This is a genomic window from Mycobacterium sp. THU-M104 (genome assembly GCF_049197365.1).
Classification (GTDB): domain Bacteria; phylum Actinomycetota; class Actinomycetes; order Mycobacteriales; family Mycobacteriaceae; genus Mycobacterium.
The window spans coordinates 1-17,596 of sequence record NZ_JBMIOP010000250.1; the positions used below are offsets into that span (position 1 = coordinate 1).

18 protein-coding genes and 2 pseudogenes are annotated in these 17,596 nt (G+C 69.2%); 11 read left to right on the top strand and 9 right to left on the bottom strand.

From position 1 onward, the window contains the following. A pseudogene (locus tag ACOJVU_RS18155) lies at positions 1 to 301 on the top strand (hypothetical protein); the annotation flags it as partial. Between the two features lie 232 nt (positions 302 to 533). Next, on the top strand, positions 534 to 902 hold the full coding sequence (locus tag ACOJVU_RS18160; protein WP_421531045.1) for a hypothetical protein: 369 nt from the start codon (positions 534 to 536) through the stop codon (positions 900 to 902). Positions 903 to 981: 79 nt separating this feature from the next. On the opposite strand, the gene hsaB is transcribed toward ACOJVU_RS18160, so the two are convergent. From hsaB to hsaA, 3 genes are all read right to left on the bottom strand, one after another. After that, entirely contained in the window at positions 982 to 1,545 is a 564-nt protein-coding gene (gene hsaB / locus ACOJVU_RS18165; RefSeq protein WP_421531046.1) for a 3-hydroxy-9,10-secoandrosta-1,3,5(10)-triene-9,17-dione monooxygenase reductase subunit, read from the bottom strand. Between the two features lie 13 nt (positions 1,546 to 1,558). Further along, entirely contained in the window at positions 1,559 to 2,461 is a 903-nt protein-coding gene (gene hsaC / locus ACOJVU_RS18170) for an iron-dependent extradiol dioxygenase HsaC (protein WP_421531047.1), read from the bottom strand. 69 nt (positions 2,462 to 2,530) lie between these two features. Further along, on the bottom strand, positions 2,531 to 3,715 hold the full coding sequence (gene hsaA / locus ACOJVU_RS18175) for a 3-hydroxy-9,10-secoandrosta-1,3,5(10)-triene-9,17-dione monooxygenase oxygenase subunit (RefSeq protein ID WP_421531048.1): 1,185 nt from the start codon (positions 3,713 to 3,715) through the stop codon (positions 2,531 to 2,533). A 156-nt stretch (positions 3,716 to 3,871) separates the two neighbouring features. Between hsaA and ACOJVU_RS18180 the strand changes: the two genes are divergently transcribed. Both ACOJVU_RS18180 and ACOJVU_RS18185 read left to right on the top strand, forming a co-directional pair. Beyond that, positions 3,872 to 4,951 (top strand): 2Fe-2S iron-sulfur cluster-binding protein, encoded by a 1,080-nt coding sequence (locus ACOJVU_RS18180; RefSeq protein WP_421531049.1) that lies wholly within the window; start codon positions 3,872 to 3,874, stop codon positions 4,949 to 4,951. 81 nt (positions 4,952 to 5,032) lie between these two features. Next, positions 5,033 to 5,557 carry a hypothetical protein gene (locus tag ACOJVU_RS18185; RefSeq protein ID WP_421531059.1) on the top strand — a complete coding sequence of 175 codons (525 nt, stop codon included), beginning with the start codon at positions 5,033 to 5,035 and terminating at the stop codon, positions 5,555 to 5,557. 19 nt (positions 5,558 to 5,576) lie between these two features. Here the strand turns inward: ACOJVU_RS18185 and ACOJVU_RS18190 are convergent, their stop codons facing one another. Next, a complete protein-coding gene (locus tag ACOJVU_RS18190; RefSeq protein ID WP_421531050.1) occupies positions 5,577 to 7,694 on the bottom strand; it encodes an acyl-CoA dehydrogenase family protein in 2,118 nt (705 codons plus the stop codon). A 268-nt stretch (positions 7,695 to 7,962) separates the two neighbouring features. On the opposite strand from ACOJVU_RS18190, the gene kstR reads away from it, so the two are divergent. After that, positions 7,963 to 8,565: a cholesterol catabolism transcriptional regulator KstR gene (kstR, locus tag ACOJVU_RS18195; RefSeq protein WP_421531060.1), complete on the top strand. Its 603-nt coding sequence runs from the start codon at positions 7,963 to 7,965 to the stop codon at positions 8,563 to 8,565. Here the strand turns inward: kstR and ACOJVU_RS18200 are convergent. Next, positions 8,562 to 9,641 carry a LacI family DNA-binding transcriptional regulator gene (locus tag ACOJVU_RS18200; protein ID WP_421531051.1) on the bottom strand — a complete coding sequence of 360 codons (1,080 nt, stop codon included), beginning with the start codon at positions 9,639 to 9,641 and terminating at the stop codon, positions 8,562 to 8,564. The two genes, kstR and ACOJVU_RS18200, sit on opposite strands and share 4 nt — an antisense overlap. Before the next feature lie 166 nt (positions 9,642 to 9,807). Between ACOJVU_RS18200 and ACOJVU_RS18205 the strand changes: the two genes are divergently transcribed. The 6 genes from ACOJVU_RS18205 to ACOJVU_RS18230 are packed head-to-tail and all read left to right on the top strand — an operon-like array spanning position 9,808 to position 15,340. Continuing rightward, entirely contained in the window at positions 9,808 to 10,716 is a 909-nt protein-coding gene (locus ACOJVU_RS18205; RefSeq protein WP_421531052.1) for a metal ABC transporter solute-binding protein, Zn/Mn family, read from the top strand. After that, positions 10,713 to 11,543 (top strand): metal ABC transporter ATP-binding protein, encoded by an 831-nt coding sequence (locus tag ACOJVU_RS18210; RefSeq protein ID WP_421531053.1) that lies wholly within the window; start codon positions 10,713 to 10,715, stop codon positions 11,541 to 11,543. The genes ACOJVU_RS18205 and ACOJVU_RS18210 overlap by 4 nt, the downstream gene beginning before the upstream one ends. Continuing rightward, positions 11,540 to 12,403 carry a metal ABC transporter permease gene (locus ACOJVU_RS18215; protein WP_421531054.1) on the top strand — a complete coding sequence of 288 codons (864 nt, stop codon included), beginning with the start codon at positions 11,540 to 11,542 and terminating at the stop codon, positions 12,401 to 12,403. Before ACOJVU_RS18210 ends, ACOJVU_RS18215 begins: the two co-directional genes overlap by 4 nt. A 9-nt stretch (positions 12,404 to 12,412) precedes the next feature. Next, on the top strand, positions 12,413 to 13,171 hold the full coding sequence (locus tag ACOJVU_RS18220) for a LamB/YcsF family protein (protein ID WP_421531055.1): 759 nt from the start codon (positions 12,413 to 12,415) through the stop codon (positions 13,169 to 13,171). After that, positions 13,171 to 14,085: an MBL fold metallo-hydrolase gene (locus ACOJVU_RS18225; protein WP_421531056.1), complete on the top strand. Its 915-nt coding sequence runs from the start codon at positions 13,171 to 13,173 to the stop codon at positions 14,083 to 14,085. The genes ACOJVU_RS18220 and ACOJVU_RS18225 overlap by 1 nt, the downstream gene beginning before the upstream one ends. Before the next feature lie 13 nt (positions 14,086 to 14,098). Continuing rightward, positions 14,099 to 15,340, top strand: a complete 1,242-nt coding sequence (locus ACOJVU_RS18230) for an SLC13 family permease (RefSeq protein WP_421531057.1) — start codon at positions 14,099 to 14,101, stop codon at positions 15,338 to 15,340. Here ACOJVU_RS18230 and ACOJVU_RS18235 read toward each other — a convergent pair. The 4 genes and pseudogenes from ACOJVU_RS18235 to ACOJVU_RS18250 all read right to left on the bottom strand — a co-directional run. Further along, positions 15,337 to 15,488, bottom strand: a pseudogene (locus tag ACOJVU_RS18235) (cytochrome P450); the annotation flags it as partial. The gene ACOJVU_RS18230 and the pseudogene ACOJVU_RS18235 overlap by 4 nt on opposite strands. A 3-nt stretch (positions 15,489 to 15,491) precedes the next feature. Further along, positions 15,492 to 16,445, bottom strand: coding sequence for a glycerophosphodiester phosphodiesterase (locus ACOJVU_RS18240; protein ID WP_421531061.1), 954 nt, complete (start codon positions 16,443 to 16,445; stop codon positions 15,492 to 15,494). Positions 16,446 to 16,540: 95 nt separating this feature from the next. Further along, positions 16,541 to 17,476: a 23S rRNA (guanosine(2251)-2'-O)-methyltransferase RlmB gene (rlmB, locus tag ACOJVU_RS18245; RefSeq protein WP_421531058.1), complete on the bottom strand. Its 936-nt coding sequence runs from the start codon at positions 17,474 to 17,476 to the stop codon at positions 16,541 to 16,543. Between the two features lie 11 nt (positions 17,477 to 17,487). Then, positions 17,488 to 17,596: hypothetical protein (locus ACOJVU_RS18250; protein ID WP_421531062.1), on the bottom strand; the 109-nt coding region annotated here is incomplete at its 5' end.

Below are 17,596 nucleotides of genomic sequence, written 5' to 3' on the forward strand. Positions count from 1 at the left end.
CGCCGGGGTCGTCGTGCTGCTCACCGGTCTGTACGTGGCCTACTACGGCTATTACGAAATCCGGCTCTACTACACCGATGCCGACGCCGGCGACCCCATGGTGCGGGCCGTCGGCACCGTGCAGAGCCGGCTGGCGGATTGGGTCAACGGACTGAGCCCATGGTTGCTGCTGGCCGTGGGGATGACGCTGATCGCTGCCGGAGCGGGCTCACACGCCGTGTCCCGGTGGCGCGCCCGGAGTCACGACCCCGGCAACGCAGCGGCCACAGTCAGCAGGCCAGTCTCACCACCACAGGGCTGAAAACGGTGAAAATTATTTCACTGCAGCAATATCAGACAAACACAACACCACACCGACGAGACACCGGGGACGCCAGGCACGCGGCACGGGTCAGCGCTCCGGTTCCTGAGGGACCCCGGCAGATCACCGGGCTGCCCCGGCCGTGGATTCGTGCCATCGCCGCAGTGCGGCCTGGGTGCGTGCCGGAACGAAAGACGGGCCAGGGTCCCGAACGGCCAAGGTTTCACCAGCGGTGAAACGCCGCGCGGGTCCGCCGAGTCGCCGGTGCGGAGCGATCTGGACCGATGACCTCGCCATCAGCCGGCGGCTCGGTGGGCACCTCGGCGGGTTCCAGGCGTTGCACCTTCGCGTCGCCCAGCCTGGGCAGGTTTCCCACGTGGTGGTGGCAGCGGCGCAGACCACGCGCGACATGCAGAGTCCGAAGCCGCGGGAGTCACTGACCCTGCTGCAGGTCACGATCAACAAAGTCGCCGACGGCTGGCAGGTGTCCGATATCGGCCCGAAGACGGGTAGTCGCCCGGCGGAGCCGGATCCACTCACTCCGCCGGTGCCCGGTGCACCGTCTTCGGCGCCCGAGCCGGCACCGGCGCCTGGGCACTAGCCCTGATCGACGTCGCTTCGCCTACATGGTCCTGCGGCAATCGCCTGGTCTGACAGTCGACGCCTGTCGAGGAATCGGGTCACAGCCACGTGTCCTCGGTAGTGGTGGTGAGAAAGGCTTCCAGGTCGTCGCGCCATTGGGCCGGAGTCGTCTTGTCGGGCTCGATTCCGGTGTACTCGCCGCGGTAGAACAGCAGCGGCCGCGGCGTGATCTTGGGTTCCTCCGACAGCGATCGGACGGCACCGAACACCACGAAGTGATCGCCGCCGTCGTGAACGGATGCCACCGTGCAGTCGATGTAGGCCAACGACCCCTCGATGATCGGCGAGCCGAGTTCTGAAGGCTGCCAACCGATCCCGGCGAACTTGTCCGGCTCTTTGGAACCGAATCGGGCGGAGACGTGCTTTTGCTTCTCGGTCAGCACGTTGACGCAGAAGCGGCCACTGGCCTCGATGGCCTGGAAGGATCGCGACACCCTGGTCGGGCAGAACAGCACCAGCGGCGGATCCAGTGAGAGCGCCGCGAAGGACTGACAGGCGAAGCCGACCGGCGCCTCGTCGTGCACCGTGGTGATGATGGTGATCCCGGTGCAGAACTGGCCCAGCACCTGCCGGAAGGCGCGTGGATCGATGAAGTCCGACACAATCAGCCCCGGGTCAGCCGCTCATCCCGACCGTGAAGTCGTGACCCCACAGGCTCACCGCGGTGCTTTCCCGGGCGACCCAGTCACGTTCGTCGACTTGCCTTCCTTCACAACCGAACTCGACGTCGAATCCACCGGGAGTCTTCATGTAGAAAGACAGCATGAGATCGTTGACGTGGCGGCCCAGAGTTGCCGACATGGGCGCCTTGCGGCGCAGGGCCCGGTCCAGGCACAGGCCCACATCGTCGGCGTTCTCCACCTCCATCATCAGGTGCACGATGCCACTCGGCGTCGGCAATGGCAGGAAGGCCAGGCTGTGGTGGCGCGAGTTGCAGCCGAAGAAGCGCAGCCAGGCGGGCGCTCCGTCGGCGGGCCGGCCCACCAGCTGGGGCGGCATCCGCATCGAGTCGCGCAAGGTGAACCCGAGCACGTCGCGGTAGAAGTGCAAGGCCTCGGCGTCGTCGCGGGTGGACAACACCACATGCCCCAGCCCCTGCTCCCCGGTGACGAACCGGTGGCCGTACGGGCTGACCACGCGGCGATGCTCGCAAGCAACGCCGTGGAACACCTCCAGGCAGTTGCCGGACGGGTCGGAAAACCGGATCATCTCGGCCACCCGGCGGTCCGCCAGCTCGGCAACGGTGGCTTCCTTGTAGGGCACCCCCTCCATATCGAGGCGATTGCGGATCGCCTGCAGGCCCTCGGCGTTGGCGCACTCCCACCCGGACTCCAGCAGCCGGTCCTGATCGGCGGGCACGATCACCAGCCGAGCGGGAAAATCGTCCATGCGCAGATACAGCGCCCCCTCTCCCGCACCACTGCCCTCGACCATGCCGAGGATTTTGAGGCCGTACTCGCGCCAGGACGCCATGTCGGTCGCCCCGATGCGCAGATAGCCCAGCGACCGGATGCTCATCACACGCCTCCCAGGAAATCAGCGGCCGGCTTGTTGAACGCGTCGAACTTCTCCCGTGTCGGTCATGAGCTAGACCATGGTATCGCCGGGAGGTAAGCCGAACTCGTTGTTGCCGAAGATCACGTACGCCCGCTCGGGGTCGTTGGCGGCGTGCACGCGGCCGGCGTGCGCGTCGCGCCAGAACCGTTGGATCGGAGCGTCATTGGCCAGTGCCGTCGCACCGGAAGCCTCGAACAGCCGGTCGATGGAGGCGATCGAACGGCCGGTGGCGCGGACCTGGTCGCGACGGGCGCGGGCGCGCAGCTCGAACGGGATCTCCCTGCCCGCTGCCAACAGCGCGTACTCGTCGCCGACATTGCCGATCAGCTGGCGCCAGGCGGCATCGATGTCGCTGGCCGCCTCGGCGATGCGGACTTTCGCGAACGGGTCGTCCTTGGCCTTCTCCCCGGCGAACGCCGCACGCACCCGCTTGCCCTGGTGCTCCACGTGCGCGTCGTAGGCGCCGTAGGCCATGCCCACGATAGGCGCCGAAATTGTGGTGGGATGCATTGTGCCCCAAGGCATCTTGTATACCGCGGCGGTGTTGGACCGGTATCCGCCCGCCGTGCCGTCGTTCATCGCACGGTAGGACAAAAACCGGTGCCGCGGGACGAAGGCGTCCTTGACCACGACAGTGTTGCTGCCGGTGCCGCGCAACCCGACGACATGCCACACGTCATCGATGTGGTAGTCGCTGATCGGGATCAAAAAGCTGCCGAAGTCCACCGGCCGGCCGTCCTTGATCACCGGGCCGCCCACAAAGGCCCACGTCGCATGGTCACAGCCCGAGGACCAATTCCACGAGCCGTTGACCAGATATCCGCCGTCGGCCACCACACCGGCGCCCATCGGGGCGTAGGACGACGAGACCCGTACGCCGGGGTCCTCACCCCACACGTCTTCCTGGGCCTGCTGGTCGAACAACGCGAGATGCCAGTTGTGCACGCCGATGATCGATGCCACCCAACCGGTGGAACCGCACGCGCTCGCCAACCGGCGGACCGCCTCGTAGAACATCGCGGGGTCGCACTGCAACCCGCCCCACTGCCCGGGCTGCAACAGGCTGAAGAAACCGACGTCCTGAAGCTCCTGCACGGTCTCGGCGGGCAGTCGCCGCAAGTCCTCCGTCGCCTGCGCACGCTCCCGAATCCGCGGGAGCAGATCGTCGATGCCGGCCACAACCGACTGCGCATCACGCTGTTGAATGGACGTCACTTGGGGTGCCTCCTGAGCCAAACTTACGCAGTGGACCTACACCAGAGATTAGAACACGTTCCGATTCGTGTCGAGCAGGGTATTCCTGCGGCTGGTAGCGATACGAATCGACTTTTCTGTAACATGTTCTAGTTGCGACGAGAGGGAGGAGGCGCCGTGCCCGAGACCAATCTCGACGAGCCACTCGGTGACCATGTCCTCGAGCTGCAGGTCGCCGAGGTCGTCGAGGAGACCGGCGATGCGCGGTCACTGGTGTTCACGACGCCGGAGGGCTCGAGCATCCCGCCGGAGCGGCTGAGCTATGCGCCCGGCCAGTTCCTGACGCTGCGCGTCCCCAGTGACCGCACCGGCTCCGTGGCCCGCTGCTACTCGTTGTGCAGCTCGCCGTTCACCGACGACGCGCTGGTGGTCACCGTCAAACGGACCGCAGACGGATATGCATCCAACTGGCTGTGCGACCACGCCCACACAGGCATGCGGATTCATGTCCTGGCGCCGTCGGGCAATTTCGTTCCCAGGACACTTGACGACGACTTCCTGCTGCTGGCCGCCGGCAGCGGCATCACGCCGATCATGTCCATCTGCAAGTCGGCCCTCGCCGAGGGCAGCGGGCAGGTCGCGCTGGTCTACGCCAACCGCGACGACCGTTCGGTGATCTTCGCCCAGGCGCTACGCGAGCTGGCCGGCAAGTATCCCGACCGGCTCACGGTGGTGCACTGGCTCGAAACGCTGCAGGGGATGCCCGGCGCGCCTGCGCTGGCCAAGATTGCCGCCCCCTTCACCGACCGGCCCACGTTCATCTGCGGACCGGGCCCGTTCATGGACGCGGCTCGTGCGGCCCTCGACGCGCTGCACGTGCCCGCGCGGCAGATCCACATCGAGGTGTTCAGATCGCTGGACTCCGACCCGTTCGCCGCGGTCACGCTCGACACCGGTGAGGGCCCCGACGGCGGCGGGCCGCCGGCCACCGCCGTGGTCGAACTCGACGGCCGAACACACACCGTGTCGTGGCCGCGCAACGCCAAACTGCTCGACGTGTTGCTCGCCGCGGGACTGGACGCGCCGTTCTCCTGCCGGGAGGGCCACTGCGGGGCGTGCGCCTGCACCCTGCGCGCCGGCAAGGTCGACATGGAGGTCAACGACGTCCTCGAGCAGCAGGATCTCGACGAGGGACTCATCCTGGCCTGCCAGTCCCGCCCGGGATCCGATTCGGTGGAAGTCACCTACGACGAATAGCCGCAGAGCTACATTGACCCTGGAATCAGCAACCCGGGAAGGACACACATGAAGCGGCTGGTGGTGCTGGTTGTGCTGGTTATGGCGGTGGCGGCGGGATCCGCGGTCGTCGGAGCCGCGCTCACGTTCGCCCCGTTCGCCAACGCGGCGAGCAACACCGCCACCACCGTGTTCCCCCTGGACGGCCCCGACCAGCTCGAGACCCACACGTTCCTCAACTGCGTCAAGTCCGACGGGCACTGCGACTTCACCGCCGGTGCCGACGTGCTCACGCCCGACGGCGTCACCGGCTTCCCGCCCGGCCTGTGGGCCCGCCAGACCACCGAGATCCGGTCCCCGAACCGGATGGCCTACCTCGACGCCCACGCCAACGGCCCGAACGAGCGGGTCATGAAAGCGATGGGCACCGACGAGATCACCGACGTCTATTTCGGTGAGGGGCCGCCGGACAAGTACCAGACGACCGGTCGCATCGACTCCACCGACTGGTCGACCGGCCAACCCAGGACCGACGTCCACGTCATCGTCTGCACCCACGTGCAGGTCGTCTACCCCGGAGTCAACATCACCTCGCCCAGCACCTGCGCGCAGACGACCTTCTCCTGAGTGCGACGGGATCGCGACGCTAGCGCGGCAGGCCCAGAAGCCGCTCGGCGGCGACGGTGAGCAGGATCTGCTCGGTCCCGCCGGCGATGGTCAGGCAGCGGGTGTTGAGAAAGTCGAACACCGCCTGGTTGTGGACCAGTCCGCCGCCCTCGCTGACGTCCATCATGTAGTCGGCCAGCGCCTGCCGATAGCGCACCCCGATCAGCTTGCGCACGCTGGACTGGGCCCCGGGGTCCTGTCCACCCACGGCGAGCTGGGCGATTCGCTGGTCCAGCAGCGAACCCGTCTGGGCGAGGACGAGGAGACGCGCCAGCCGGTCCTGCTGCGCCGCGTCGAGATCGAGCTCGGCCAGCACCTCGAGGAGCTCTTCCATCGGATTGCCCAGTGCGGTCCCGGCGGCCATGGCGACTCGCTCGTTGGCCAGCGTGGTCCGGGCCAGCCGCCAACCGTCGTTGACGGCGCCGACCACGAACTCGTCGGGCACGAACACGTCGTCCAGGAAAACCTCGTTGAACAGCGAGTCGCCGGTGATCTCGCGCAGCGGCCGGATCTCGATACCCGGCGATTTCATGTCCACCAGGAAGTAGGTGATGCCCTTGTGTTTCGGGGCGTCCGGATCGGTACGCGCCAGGCACACGCCCCAGTGCGCCTTGTGCGCCGCCGACGTCCACACCTTCTGCCCGGTCAGCAGCCAGCCGCCATCGGTCCGCACCGCCTTGGTGCGCAGCGAAGCCAGGTCCGATCCTGCACCCGGCTCGGAGAACAGTTGGCACCAGAGGACGTCGCCGCGGGTGGTGGCCGGCACGAAGCGTTCGATCTGCCCGGGCGTGCCGTGCTCGAGGATCGTCGGCGCCGCCCACCACCCGATCACCAGGTCTGGTCGGACGACGCCGGCCGCCGCCATCTCCTGGTCGATCAGCAGTTGTTCGGCCGGGGCCGCGCCGCGCCCGTAGGGCGCCGGCCAGTGCGGTGCCTGTAAGCCCGCCTCCGCCAACGCCACCTGACGCCGGTCGGAGGGCAGTGCGGCAACCTCGGCGACGGCCGCGGCGATCTGCGGTCGCAGACCCTCGACGTCGGTGAGGTCGATCCCCAGGCGGCGGCGCACCCCGCCCTGGGTCAGTTCGGTGATGCGGCGCAGCCAGTTTTCGGCGCCGCCCAGGAAGCGCCCGGTGCTGTGGGCCCGGCGCAGATACAGGTGCGCGTCGTGTTCCCAGGTGCAGCCTATGCCCCCCAGCACCTGGATGCAGTCCCTGACGTTCGCCGTGGCGGCGGCGATGCCCGCGCTCGCCGCGACGGCTGCCGCGATCGAGAACTGAGCCTGATCGGGGTCCGCGGCGGCGCACGCGGCGTCGGCGGCGGCCACCTGGGCCTGCTCGGCGCGGCACAGCATCTCCGCGCACAGGTGCTTGACGGCCTGGAAGCTGCCGATCGGCTTGCCGAATTGCTCGCGCACCTTGGCGTAGGCGACCGCGGTGTCCAGCGACCAGCGGGTCACACCGGCCAGCTCGGAGGCCAGGACCGTCGCGGTCAGTTCGCGGACGCGCCCCTGCGGCACCTCGAGCACGGTGAACGGCACCGACGTCAGCTCGACCCTGGCCAGCGGCCGGGAGAAGTCGGTGGCCCGCAACGGCTCGAGCCGCACGCCGCCACCGCCGGTGTCGATCAGCAGCCACCTGTCCCCTGCCGGGAGCAGCAGCACACCGCCCGGCGCGGCGCCGAGCGCCCAGGGCAGCGTGCCCGACACGCGTCCGCCGTCAAACCGCACGTCGCCGTGCAGCGCCAGCCCCGCGAAACGTTCACCGCACGTCAGCGCGGCAAGCATGTCGGGGTCCGTGACGACCAGCGTGGCCAGCGCGGTGGTCGCGACCGGCCCGGGCACCAGAGCCTTGGCCGCTTCCTCGACCATCGCGCACAGGTCTTCGATGCACCCGCCCGCTCCCCCGTATTCCTCGGCGACGGCCACGCCGAAGATGCCCAGGTCGGCGAGACCCGCGAACACCGGCCGCCAGGCGTCGGCGCTACCCTGCTCGACAGCACGGATGGCCGCGGTGCTGCCCGCACCCGACCCGGCGTTGCGGACCCAGTCGCGCACCAGCGCGCGCGCCGCGAACTTCTCGTCGGTGACGGTCGGTGCCACGGGTGAGCCCTCCGTGTCGTGTTTCGGCCTGAAGAATCCGGTCGCGACCGGACTAGAACGTGTTCTAATAGTGCCAGCGATCGACCGTCAAGTAAAACTGCGTCACAGCAGTACATCTGACCGTCCCGGCGGTATGGAGGTGGGAAATTCACACTCAGCGTGCGTATCGTTTGCAAGCGGGCCGCCCACAAAAGGAGAAATCCCTCAGATGCCAGCCGACACGAACTCGGACCGCGTCTCCGACTCGCAGCCGCGCGAGGTCGTGAACGTGGCGGTCCTGGCCGAGTCCGAACTCGGTTCGGAGGCGCAGCGGGAACGCCGCAAGCGCATTCTCGACGCCACCATGGCGATCGCATCCAAGGGCGGCTACGAGGCGGTCCAGATGCGCGCGGTGGCGGACCGCGCCGACGTCGCGGTGGGGACGCTGTACCGATACTTCCCGTCGAAGGTGCATCTGCTGGTGTCGGCGCTGGGCCGGGAATTCAGCCGGATCGACGCCAAGACCGACCGCTCCGCAGTCACCGGGGCCACTCCGTTCCAGCGGCTGAACTTCATGATCGGCAAGCTCAATCGAGCGATGCAGCGAAACCCGCTGCTCACCGAGGCCATGACCCGCGCCTACGTCTTCGCCGACGCGTCCGCCAGCAGCGAGGTCGACCAGGTCGAGAAGCTCATCGACTCCATGTTCGCGCGCGCAATGGCCGACGGCGAACCCACCGAGGACCAGTACCACATCGCCCGCGTCATCTCCGACGTCTGGCTGTCGAACCTGTTGGCGTGGCTCACCCGGCGCGCCTCGGCGACCGACGTCAGCAAGCGGCTCGACCTGGCGGTGCGACTGCTGATCGGCGACACCGAACAGAAGTCCTAGCCGGGCGGTCCGGCGGTCCGTCCCCGGGCCAGCTCGGTGTCCAGCAGTTCGACGACCGGCAGCCCCGACCGCGGCGGCCGCAGCAGCAGTTCGCCGGCGCGCCGGCCCTTGCGCAGGCTCGGCTGCAGCACCGTGGTCAACCCCCGGCTGATCGCCTCGGGTACCCCGTCGAACCCGGTGACACTGATCTGGCCGGGCACGTAGATGCCTTGCGCCCGCAGGTAATCCATGGCCGACAGAGCCAGCACATCCGCGGTGCACATCAGCGCGGTGATCCGCGGATTGGCCTTGAGCGCCACCCGGGCGGCGTCGCCGCCCGACTCGGGCAGGTGCTCGTAGCTTTCCACCACGGTCAGCGACTCAGGATCGAGATCTGCGTCGGTCATCGCCTCCCATACGCCGAGGATGCGTTCGCGCTGCACGTCGAAGGCCGGCGAACGCAACCGGTCGGCGTCCACCAGGCCCTGCCGGCGTTCGCGGCTCAGCCGCATGGTCAGCAACCCGATCTCGCGGTGCCCCAGCCCCACCACGTACCCGGCGAGCTCGCGCATCGCCGACCGGTCGTCGATGCCCACCCGGGACGCCCCGCATAGGCCCTTGGGCTGATCCACCACCACCACGGGCAGGCGGCGCTGCAGCACCACCTGCAGGGTGGGGTCGTCGTCGGAGACCGAATACACCACGAAACCGTCCACCCCGGCGGCAAGCACCGCGGCGATACCCTCCTGCGGGCTGCGAGTCGGGCCGACGGCCACCAGTAGCAGCCCCTGCCCCGACTCCTCGCAGGATTGCGCGACGCCGGCGACCAGGTCGCGCGCCGCCGGGTCGCCGAAGAAATACGTCAGCGGTTCGGCCATCACCAGGCCGACGGCACCGGCTTTGCGCGTGCGCAACGATCGCGCGACCGGGTCAGGTCCCGGGTAGCCCAGCCGCTTCGCCGCGTCCAGCACCCGTTCACGCAGGTCTGCGGAAAGTTGATCCGGCCGGTTGAAGGCGTTGGAGACCGTGGTGCGCGAGACCTTGAGTTCGTCCGCCACCGAGGCCAGGGTCGCGCGCCGGCGCGGGGTGGGGCTCACGTTCGGTGAGGCTACAGCGAATCGCCGGCGGCGCCTACGTGGCGGCGTACACCCCCACTTTGTAGTGGAAACGATTTTCATTAGTATTGCCAGGCGGCCGGTCGGACCGCGACGGAAGCCTGGGAGACGCGCGAGCGCCGACGGGACACACAGAGCAGGAGTCGACGTGCGGCGTCGCTGGCGGTCGGTCGTGTCGATTGCCCTCGCGGGCGCGACCACGCTCGCCGGGTGCGCGCATCCGTCACATCCGCAAGCGAACATGGTGGTCGCGTCCACCGACGTGTGGGGCAGCGTCGCGCAGGCGGTCGCGGGCCGCCATGTCGCCGTCGTCTCCATCCTCAGTGGCGCCGACACCGATCCCCACACATACCGGTTGAGCCCCTCGGATGCCGCGGCGATCGCCGACGCCGCCGTGGTCGTGTACAACGGCGGCGGTTATGACCCTTGGGTCAACCAGGCGCTGGCCGGACATCCGCGCATCACGGCGATCGACGCCTACTCGTTCGCAGCATCCGCCGCCCCCGGTCGGCAGCCGCCCGACGAGCACGTCTTCTACGACTTGGAGGTCGCCAAGTCGGTCGCCGCGTCGGTCGCCGACCGGCTGGCGGCCACCGACCCGGGCAATGCCGCCGACTACCGTGCCAACGCCGCCGAATTCTGCCGTGCGGCCGACGCCATCGCCATCGCCGAACACGCCATCGCCAGCACGTATCCCGGCACCGCGGTGATCGCGACCGAACCGGTGGTGCACTACCTGCTGATCGCCACGGGCCTGGTGGATCGTGCTCCGGCCGCGTTCACCGCGGCCAACGAAACCGAAACCGACCCCACGCCGGCCGATATGGCGTTCGTCCTCGACCTGATCGGGCACCGCCAGGTCGCGGCGTTGCTGGTCAACCCGCAGACATCGACTCCTGCGATCAGCAGCCTGCAACACGCCGCACAGCGCGCAGGCATCCCGGTGACCGAGGTGACCGAGACCCTCCCAGACCACACCGACTACCTGACCTGGCAACGCAACACGGTCAACCAGTTGCTCGCCGCCCTGCGCACCAACCGGTCGACGTCGCCGTGAACCGGCGAGCGGCCCCGGCCGTCCACCACCCCACGCCCACGGTCCGGCTGACCGGTGCCCGGCTGGCATTCGGCGACCGGACGCTGTGGGACCACCTGGACCTGTCGGTGCACGCGGGTGAGTTCATCGCGGTGCTGGGCCCCAACGGCAGCGGAAAGACGTCGTTGCTCAAGGTTCTGCTCGGACAGCTGCCGCTCAGTGGCGGCGCGGTGCTGGTGGACGGGCGGCCCGTCACCGCAGGCAGCGACAGGATCGGATATGTGCCGCAACATCGTCCGATCGACAGCGACGTGATGCTGCGCGGGCGCGACCTGGTCCGGCTCGGCGTGGACGGGCGTTGCTGGGGGCCGGCGCCACTACGGTCCGCCGAGCGGGCCCGTCGCCGGGCGGCGGTCCAGCGCGCGCTGCGCCAGGTCAACGGCGAACATCTGGCCGACGTTCGGGTCGGCGTGCTGTCCGGCGGCGAACTGCAGCGGCTGCGGATCGCGCAGGCCCTGGTCAGCGACCCGACACTGCTGTTGTGCGACGAACCGCTGCTGACTCTGGACCCGGCCAACGCCAAGCTGGTGGCGGCACTGATCGACCGTTGCCGCCGGGACGCCGCAACCACCGTCATCGTCGTCACCCACGAGGTCAATCCGATCCTGCCGTACGTGGATCGGGTGTTGTACCTGGTCGACGGCCGCTTCGGGATCGGCACCGTCGAGCAGGTGATGACCACCGAGACACTCTCGGCGCTGTACCGCGCCGACATCGAGGTCGTGAAAGCCAAAGGCGGTTACGTGGTGATCGGCGAGCCCGCGCCCGGCGACGGGCACCGACGATGAACCACCGCCTCACCGACATGCTGGGCCACCTGTTCTCCTTCGATGTCACCGCCCACCTGCTCAGTCACGACTTCGTCCAGCGGGCGCTGCTGGCGGCCGCCCTGCTGGGGCTGGTGGCCGGCTTGATCGGCCCGTTCATCGTCATGCGCCAGATGTCGTTCGCCGTGCACGGATCCAGTGAATTGTCGCTGACCGGCGCCGCGTTCGCGCTGCTGGTCGGCGCCCAGGTGGGCATGGGCGCGCTGGCCGGCAGCGCTTTGGCCGCCGCACTGTTCGGCTTCCTCGGCCAGCGCGCCCGGGAACGCGATTCGGTGATCGGGGTGGTGCTGGCGTTCGGGATGGGGCTGGCGGTGCTGTTCATCTACCTCTACCCGGGACGGACCGGCACCAGTTTCGCGCTGCTGACCGGCCAGATCGTCGGCGTCGGCTACACCGGCCTGGCCATGCTGGCACTGGTGTGCCTGCTCGTCGCCCTCGTGCTGGCGGCGTGCTACCGCCCGCTGTTGTTCGCCACCGTCGATCCGGAGGTGGCGGCCGCCCGCGGTGTCCCGGTCCGCGCCCTGGGCGTGGTGTTCGCCGCACTGGTCGGCGTGGTGGCCGCCCAGGCGGTCCAGATCGTCGGGGCGCTGCTGGTGATGGCGCTGCTCATCACACCGGCGGCCGCGGCCGCCCGGGTGGTCGCCTCGCCGGCCGCCGCGATCGCGGTCTCGGTGGTATTCGCCGAGGTCTCCGCCGTCGGGGGCATCGTGCTGTCGCTGGCACCGGGCGTCCCGGTCTCGGTCTTCGTCGCCACCATCTCGTTCGTGATCTACCTGCTGTGCCGCCTCCTCGGGCGACGACCGACTGCGCCGCTTCCCTAAGCTGGGCAGGTGCCCGGAATCGACCTGAACGCCGACCTCGGCGAGGGCTTCGGTGTCTGGCGTCTCGGCGATGACGAGGCGATGCTCGAGATCGTCACCAGCGCCAACGTGGCGTGTGGTTTCCATGCAGGCGATCCCGCCGGCCTGTTGCAGGTGTGCCGGTCGGCCGCCGAGCGCGGGGTGCGCATCGGTGCCCAGGTGAGCTACCGCGACCTCGCCGGGTTCGGCAGGCGCTTCATCGACGTCGACGCCGAGGAACTGCTCGCCGATGTGGTCTACCAGATCGGCGCGTTGCAGGCGATCGCCCAGGCGTGCGGTTCGACGGTGTCCTACGTCAAACCCCATGGCGCGCTGTACAACACGATCGTCGCCAACCGTGAGCAGGCCGCCGCCGTCGCCGCGGCGGTACACCTGGTGGACGCCGGGCTGCCGGTGCTGGGCATGGCGGGTTCGGCGTTTTTCGACGAGGCGGCACGCCTGGGCCTGCGCACGGTCGCCGAGGGGTTCGCCGACCGCGCCTACCATCCGGACGGTAGCCTGGTCCCCCGCCGGGAACGGGGTGCGGTACTCGACGACCCGGCGGCGATCGCCGAGCGCGTGGCGAGCATGGTGACCTCGGGGCAGGTCACCGCGGTCGACGGCGCCCGTATCGCCGTCGAGGTGGAATCGGTTTGCGTGCACGGGGATTCGCCCGGTGCGGTGCAGATCGCGACCGCAGTGCGGGACCGGCTGGTGACGGCCGGCGCCGACATCAGGGCGTTCTGCTGATGCGGCTGCGATTCGGCCGGCCCGATATCGCGCGGTATGCGGACCGGTTCGACCTGCCCGCCGCCGGATCCGGGCTCTCGGTGACATGGCTGGGCGTGTCGACGCTACTGGTCGACGACGGGTCGTCCGCGCTGATGACCGACGGCTATTTCTCGCGGCCCGGCCTGGCGCGGGTCGCCGCCGGCAGGGTGGCCCCGTCACCGGCGCGCGTGGACGGCTGCCTCGCCCGGGCCAAGGTGTCCCGGCTCGCGGCGGTGATCGCGGTCCACACCCACGTCGACCACGTCCTGGACTCCGCCCTGGTCGCCGACCGCACCGGCGCGCAGCTGGTCGGGGGCCGGTCGGCGGCCAACGTCGGGCGGGGATACGGCCTGCCCGAAAACCGGCTGATCGTCGCGGTCGGCGGCGAACCGATGCGGTTGGGCGCCTTCGAGGTCACCCTGGTCCAGTCGCGGCACTGCCCGCCCGACCGCTTCCCCGGTGTGATCGGGGCGCCGCTGACACCGCCGGTGCGGGCGTCGGCCTATCGCTGCGGTGAGGCGTGGTCGGTGCTGGTGCACCACCTGCCGACCGAGCGGCGGCTGCTGATCCAGGGCAGCGCCGGCTACCTCGAGGGCGCCCTGGCCGGCTACCGCGCCGACACGGTGTATCTCAGCGTCGGACAACTCGGCCTGCAGCCGAGGTCCTACCTGGCCGATTACTGGGCGCAGACCGTGCAAGCGGTGGGCGCGCGCCGGGCGATCCTTGTCCACTGGGACGACTTCTTCCGTCCCCTGTCCAAGCCGCTGCGGGCCCTGCCCTATGCGGGCGACGACGTGGACGTGTCCCTCCGCGTTCTCGACGAGCTGGCCACAGCCGACGGCGTCGAACTGCACCTGCCCACGGTATGGCGGCGCGAGAACCCCTGGGCGTGAGGCGGATCGAACCGTGATACTGGCCCTGGCGCTGTTGTTGCTTGCTGTTGTTCTCGGGTTTGCCGTGGCGCGCCCGATGGGACTGCCGGAGGCCCTTGCGGCGGTTCCGGCGGCCGTGATCCTGGTGGCGTCCGGCGCGATCTCGGTTCATCAGGCGACGGCGCAGGTCGCCGACCTGTCCGGCGTGGTGGCTTTCCTGGGAGCGGTGCTGGTGCTGGCCAAACTCTGCGACGACGAGGGGCTCTTCCGGGCCGCAGGTGCGGCGATCGCGCGGGTGGGCGCCGGCTCGCACGGGCTGCTGCGCCAGGTGTTCGTCGTCGCCGCGACCGTCACCGCCGTGTTGAGCCTGGACGCCACCGTGGTGCTGCTGACGCCGGTGGTACTGGCCGGCGTCCGCCTGCTGCGCACGCCGGTGCGCCCCTATGCCTACGCCACCGCTTCGCTGGCAAATGCCGCGTCGCTGCTGCTTCCGGTGTCGAACCTGACAAATCTGCTCGCCTTTCACGTGGCCAACATCTCGTTCACCAGATTCACGTTCGTGATGGCGCTGCCCTGGCTGGTCACCATCGCCGTGGTGTACGTGGCCTTCCGCTGGTTCTTCGCCGCAGACCTTCGCATCATGCCCCATCCCGCGGAGCGGGAACCCGCGCCGCGGCCACCGGTTTTCGTGTTGGTGGTGGTCGGGCTGACACTGGCCGGGTTCGCGCTCGGGCAATACGTGGGAGTGGCCCCAGCCTGGGTGGCGGTCGCCGGCGCTTCGGTGCTCGCGGTGCGCAGCCTCAGCCGCGGGCACACCTCGGTGGTCGAGATCGTGGGCTCGGCAAGTGTGTCGTTCCTGGTGTTCGTGCTGGCGCTCGGCGTGGTCGTTCGCGCGGTCATGCTCAGCGGCGTGGACACCGCCATGGCGACGGTGCTGCCGTCCGGCTCGGGCCTGCCGGCGCTGCTGGCCATCGCCGCGGTGGCCGCGGTGCTGGCCAACATCGTCAACAACCTGCCGGCCACGCTGGTGTTGTTGCCGCTGGTCGCGCCCGCCGGGCCGGTCGCCGTGCTGGCGGTGCTGCTCGGGGTCAACATCGGCCCGAACCTCACCTACGTGGGTTCGCTGTCGAACCTGTTGTGGCGCAGCGTGCTGCGCCGCCACGATGTCGAATTCGGCGCCGGGGAGTACACCCGCCTCGGGCTGTGCACCGTGCCCGCGTCCCTGGTGGCGGCCGTCCTCGCGCTGTGGGCGAGCGCGCGGCTGGTGGGTTTCTAGGCCAGCACCCGGGCCCGGACGGGCCCGGCGGCGACCACCGTGAAGGGCGCGTCGCGTCCAGCGGGAAGTCGGAGTCCAGCGATTCGATTTCGGCGCCCCGGACGATGGTGGCCAGGGCGAGGCTGGCCTCCAGCATCGCGAAGTGATCGATTTAGCCGCCGCGAGGCACTGACCAGCTCTGGCGACGGTAAGCGAGGGGCAAGGGCATCCCGAGCCCGGCCAGGATGCTGCGCGCCCTTGTCGGATAATCGGTGATGAGTCCGTCGATGCCATAGCCGATCTGCCGGCGCATGGCGTCGGCGTCGTTGACGGTCCAGGGAATGACTTTGAGACCGAATGCGTGAGCGCGGTCGACGAAGGCCTTGTCGACCAGCGCGTAGTCAGGCGCGGTGATGTCCGCGCCGGCAATTCTGGCTCCGATGATCGGGTCGCCGACGACGGCCGGGTTGACGCCGTTGGGCCAGGGCGAATCCGGTTTCCATGTATCGCTGTCCCACAATGCCACCAGCGGGATCGACGGTTCGGCTCGGCGCACCAGTGGCAGGGTCCGCCAGTCGAAGCTCTGGATCTCCACGCGGTCGACCTTGCCCGCCGCCCTGACCGCGGCCAGGATCACGTCGACGAACTGTTGCGGGCCGGCGGACTCCGCGGGCTTGTCGGCCTCCACCTTGGTTTCGATGTTGTAGCGGATATCGGCCCGATAGGAATCCGCGAGCGCGAAGACCTCCGGCAGGACCGCTATTTTGTTGCCCCGCAGAACTTCTGCGTCCGGGAAATCGGGCATCCGCTTGCCGCAGTCCAGGGTGTGTATCTGCGCCAGCGACAGGTCGTGCACCAGCGTGCCGACGTAGGGATATTCGGGATCACCGGGGAACGCGGGCGCGGTGTCGGAGCATTTCTCGGGCTCGATCGTCGGGTCGTGCCACACCACCGGCTGGCCGTCCTCGGTGAGTTCCACGTCGAATTCGATGGTGGTGACGCCGAGTTCGATCGCTTTGGCGAACCCCCGCAGCGATTCCTCGGTGGTCTCGCCGCGCCCGCCGCGATGGGCCTGCAGATCGATGCCGGGCGGTTGCGCGTGGGCCGGCGGCGCCAGGAACACCATGGCCGCCAGCAGCGCACCCAAAACCCGCCAGCAGACGTCAACGGCCCGAAACAATCGGCGTGTCGGGGACTTTCGTGTCTGCTCGGCCAAGGAAATTAATGTCTGCGCTGACGCGCGATGTCGGCGAGCACCACCCCGGCGGCCACCGAGGCGTTCAGCGACTCGGTGTCCCCCGCCATCGGGATCGACACCACCTCGTCGCAGTTCTGCCGCACCAGCCGCGACAACCCCTTGCCTTCCGAGCCGACGACCACCACCAGCGGATCGGTCCCGTCCAGGTCGTCGAGCGCGATGGCACCGTCGGCGTCCAGGCCGACCACGCGCAGGCCATTATGAGCCCAATCCTTGAGCGTCCTGGTGAGGTTGGTGGCCCGAGCCACCGGGAGCCGAGCCGCCGCACCGGCGCTGGTACGCCAGGCCACCGCCGTCACCGACGCGGAGCGCCGCTGGGGGATCAGCACGCCGTGGCCGCCGAACGCCGCCACCGAACGGACGATGGCGCCCAGGTTGCGGGGGTCGGAGATGTTGTCCAGTGCGACCAGCAGCGCCGGCGGCGCGTTGAGAGCGGCCGCGAGCAGGTCGTCGGGATGTGTGTAATCGTAGGGCGGCACCTGCAAGGCGATGCCCTGGTGCAGGTGGTTGGCGGTCATGCGATCCAGGTCCGATCGCGGCACCTCGAGGATCGCGATGCCCGAATCAGCGGCCCGTGAGACGGATTCGGTGAGCCGCTCGTCGGCTTCGACGCCGAGCGCGACGTAAAGGACGGTCGCCGGTACGCCCGCGCGCAAGCACTCGAGCACCGGGTTGCGGCCGAGCACCGTTTCCGCTTCGTCGGTCCGCTTGACCGGACGCCGCGGCTGGGCCTGCTGCTGGGCGCGTTTGGCGGCGGGATGGTTCGGCCGCATGTGCGCCGGTGGGGTGGGACCGCGTCCTTCGAGCGCACGACGGCGCTGACCCCCCGAACCGACGGTCGGGCCCTTCTTGGTCCCGGATTTGCGCACCGCGCCCCGGCGCCGTGAGTTGCCGGCCATCTATTTGCCGCCTACCTGTCTTGGCCCGCCCGCAGCGACCACTGCGGGCCGTCGGCGGTGTCGGTCACGTCGATGCCGGCTTCGTTGAGCCGATCCCGGATCTCGTCGGCGAGCGCCCAG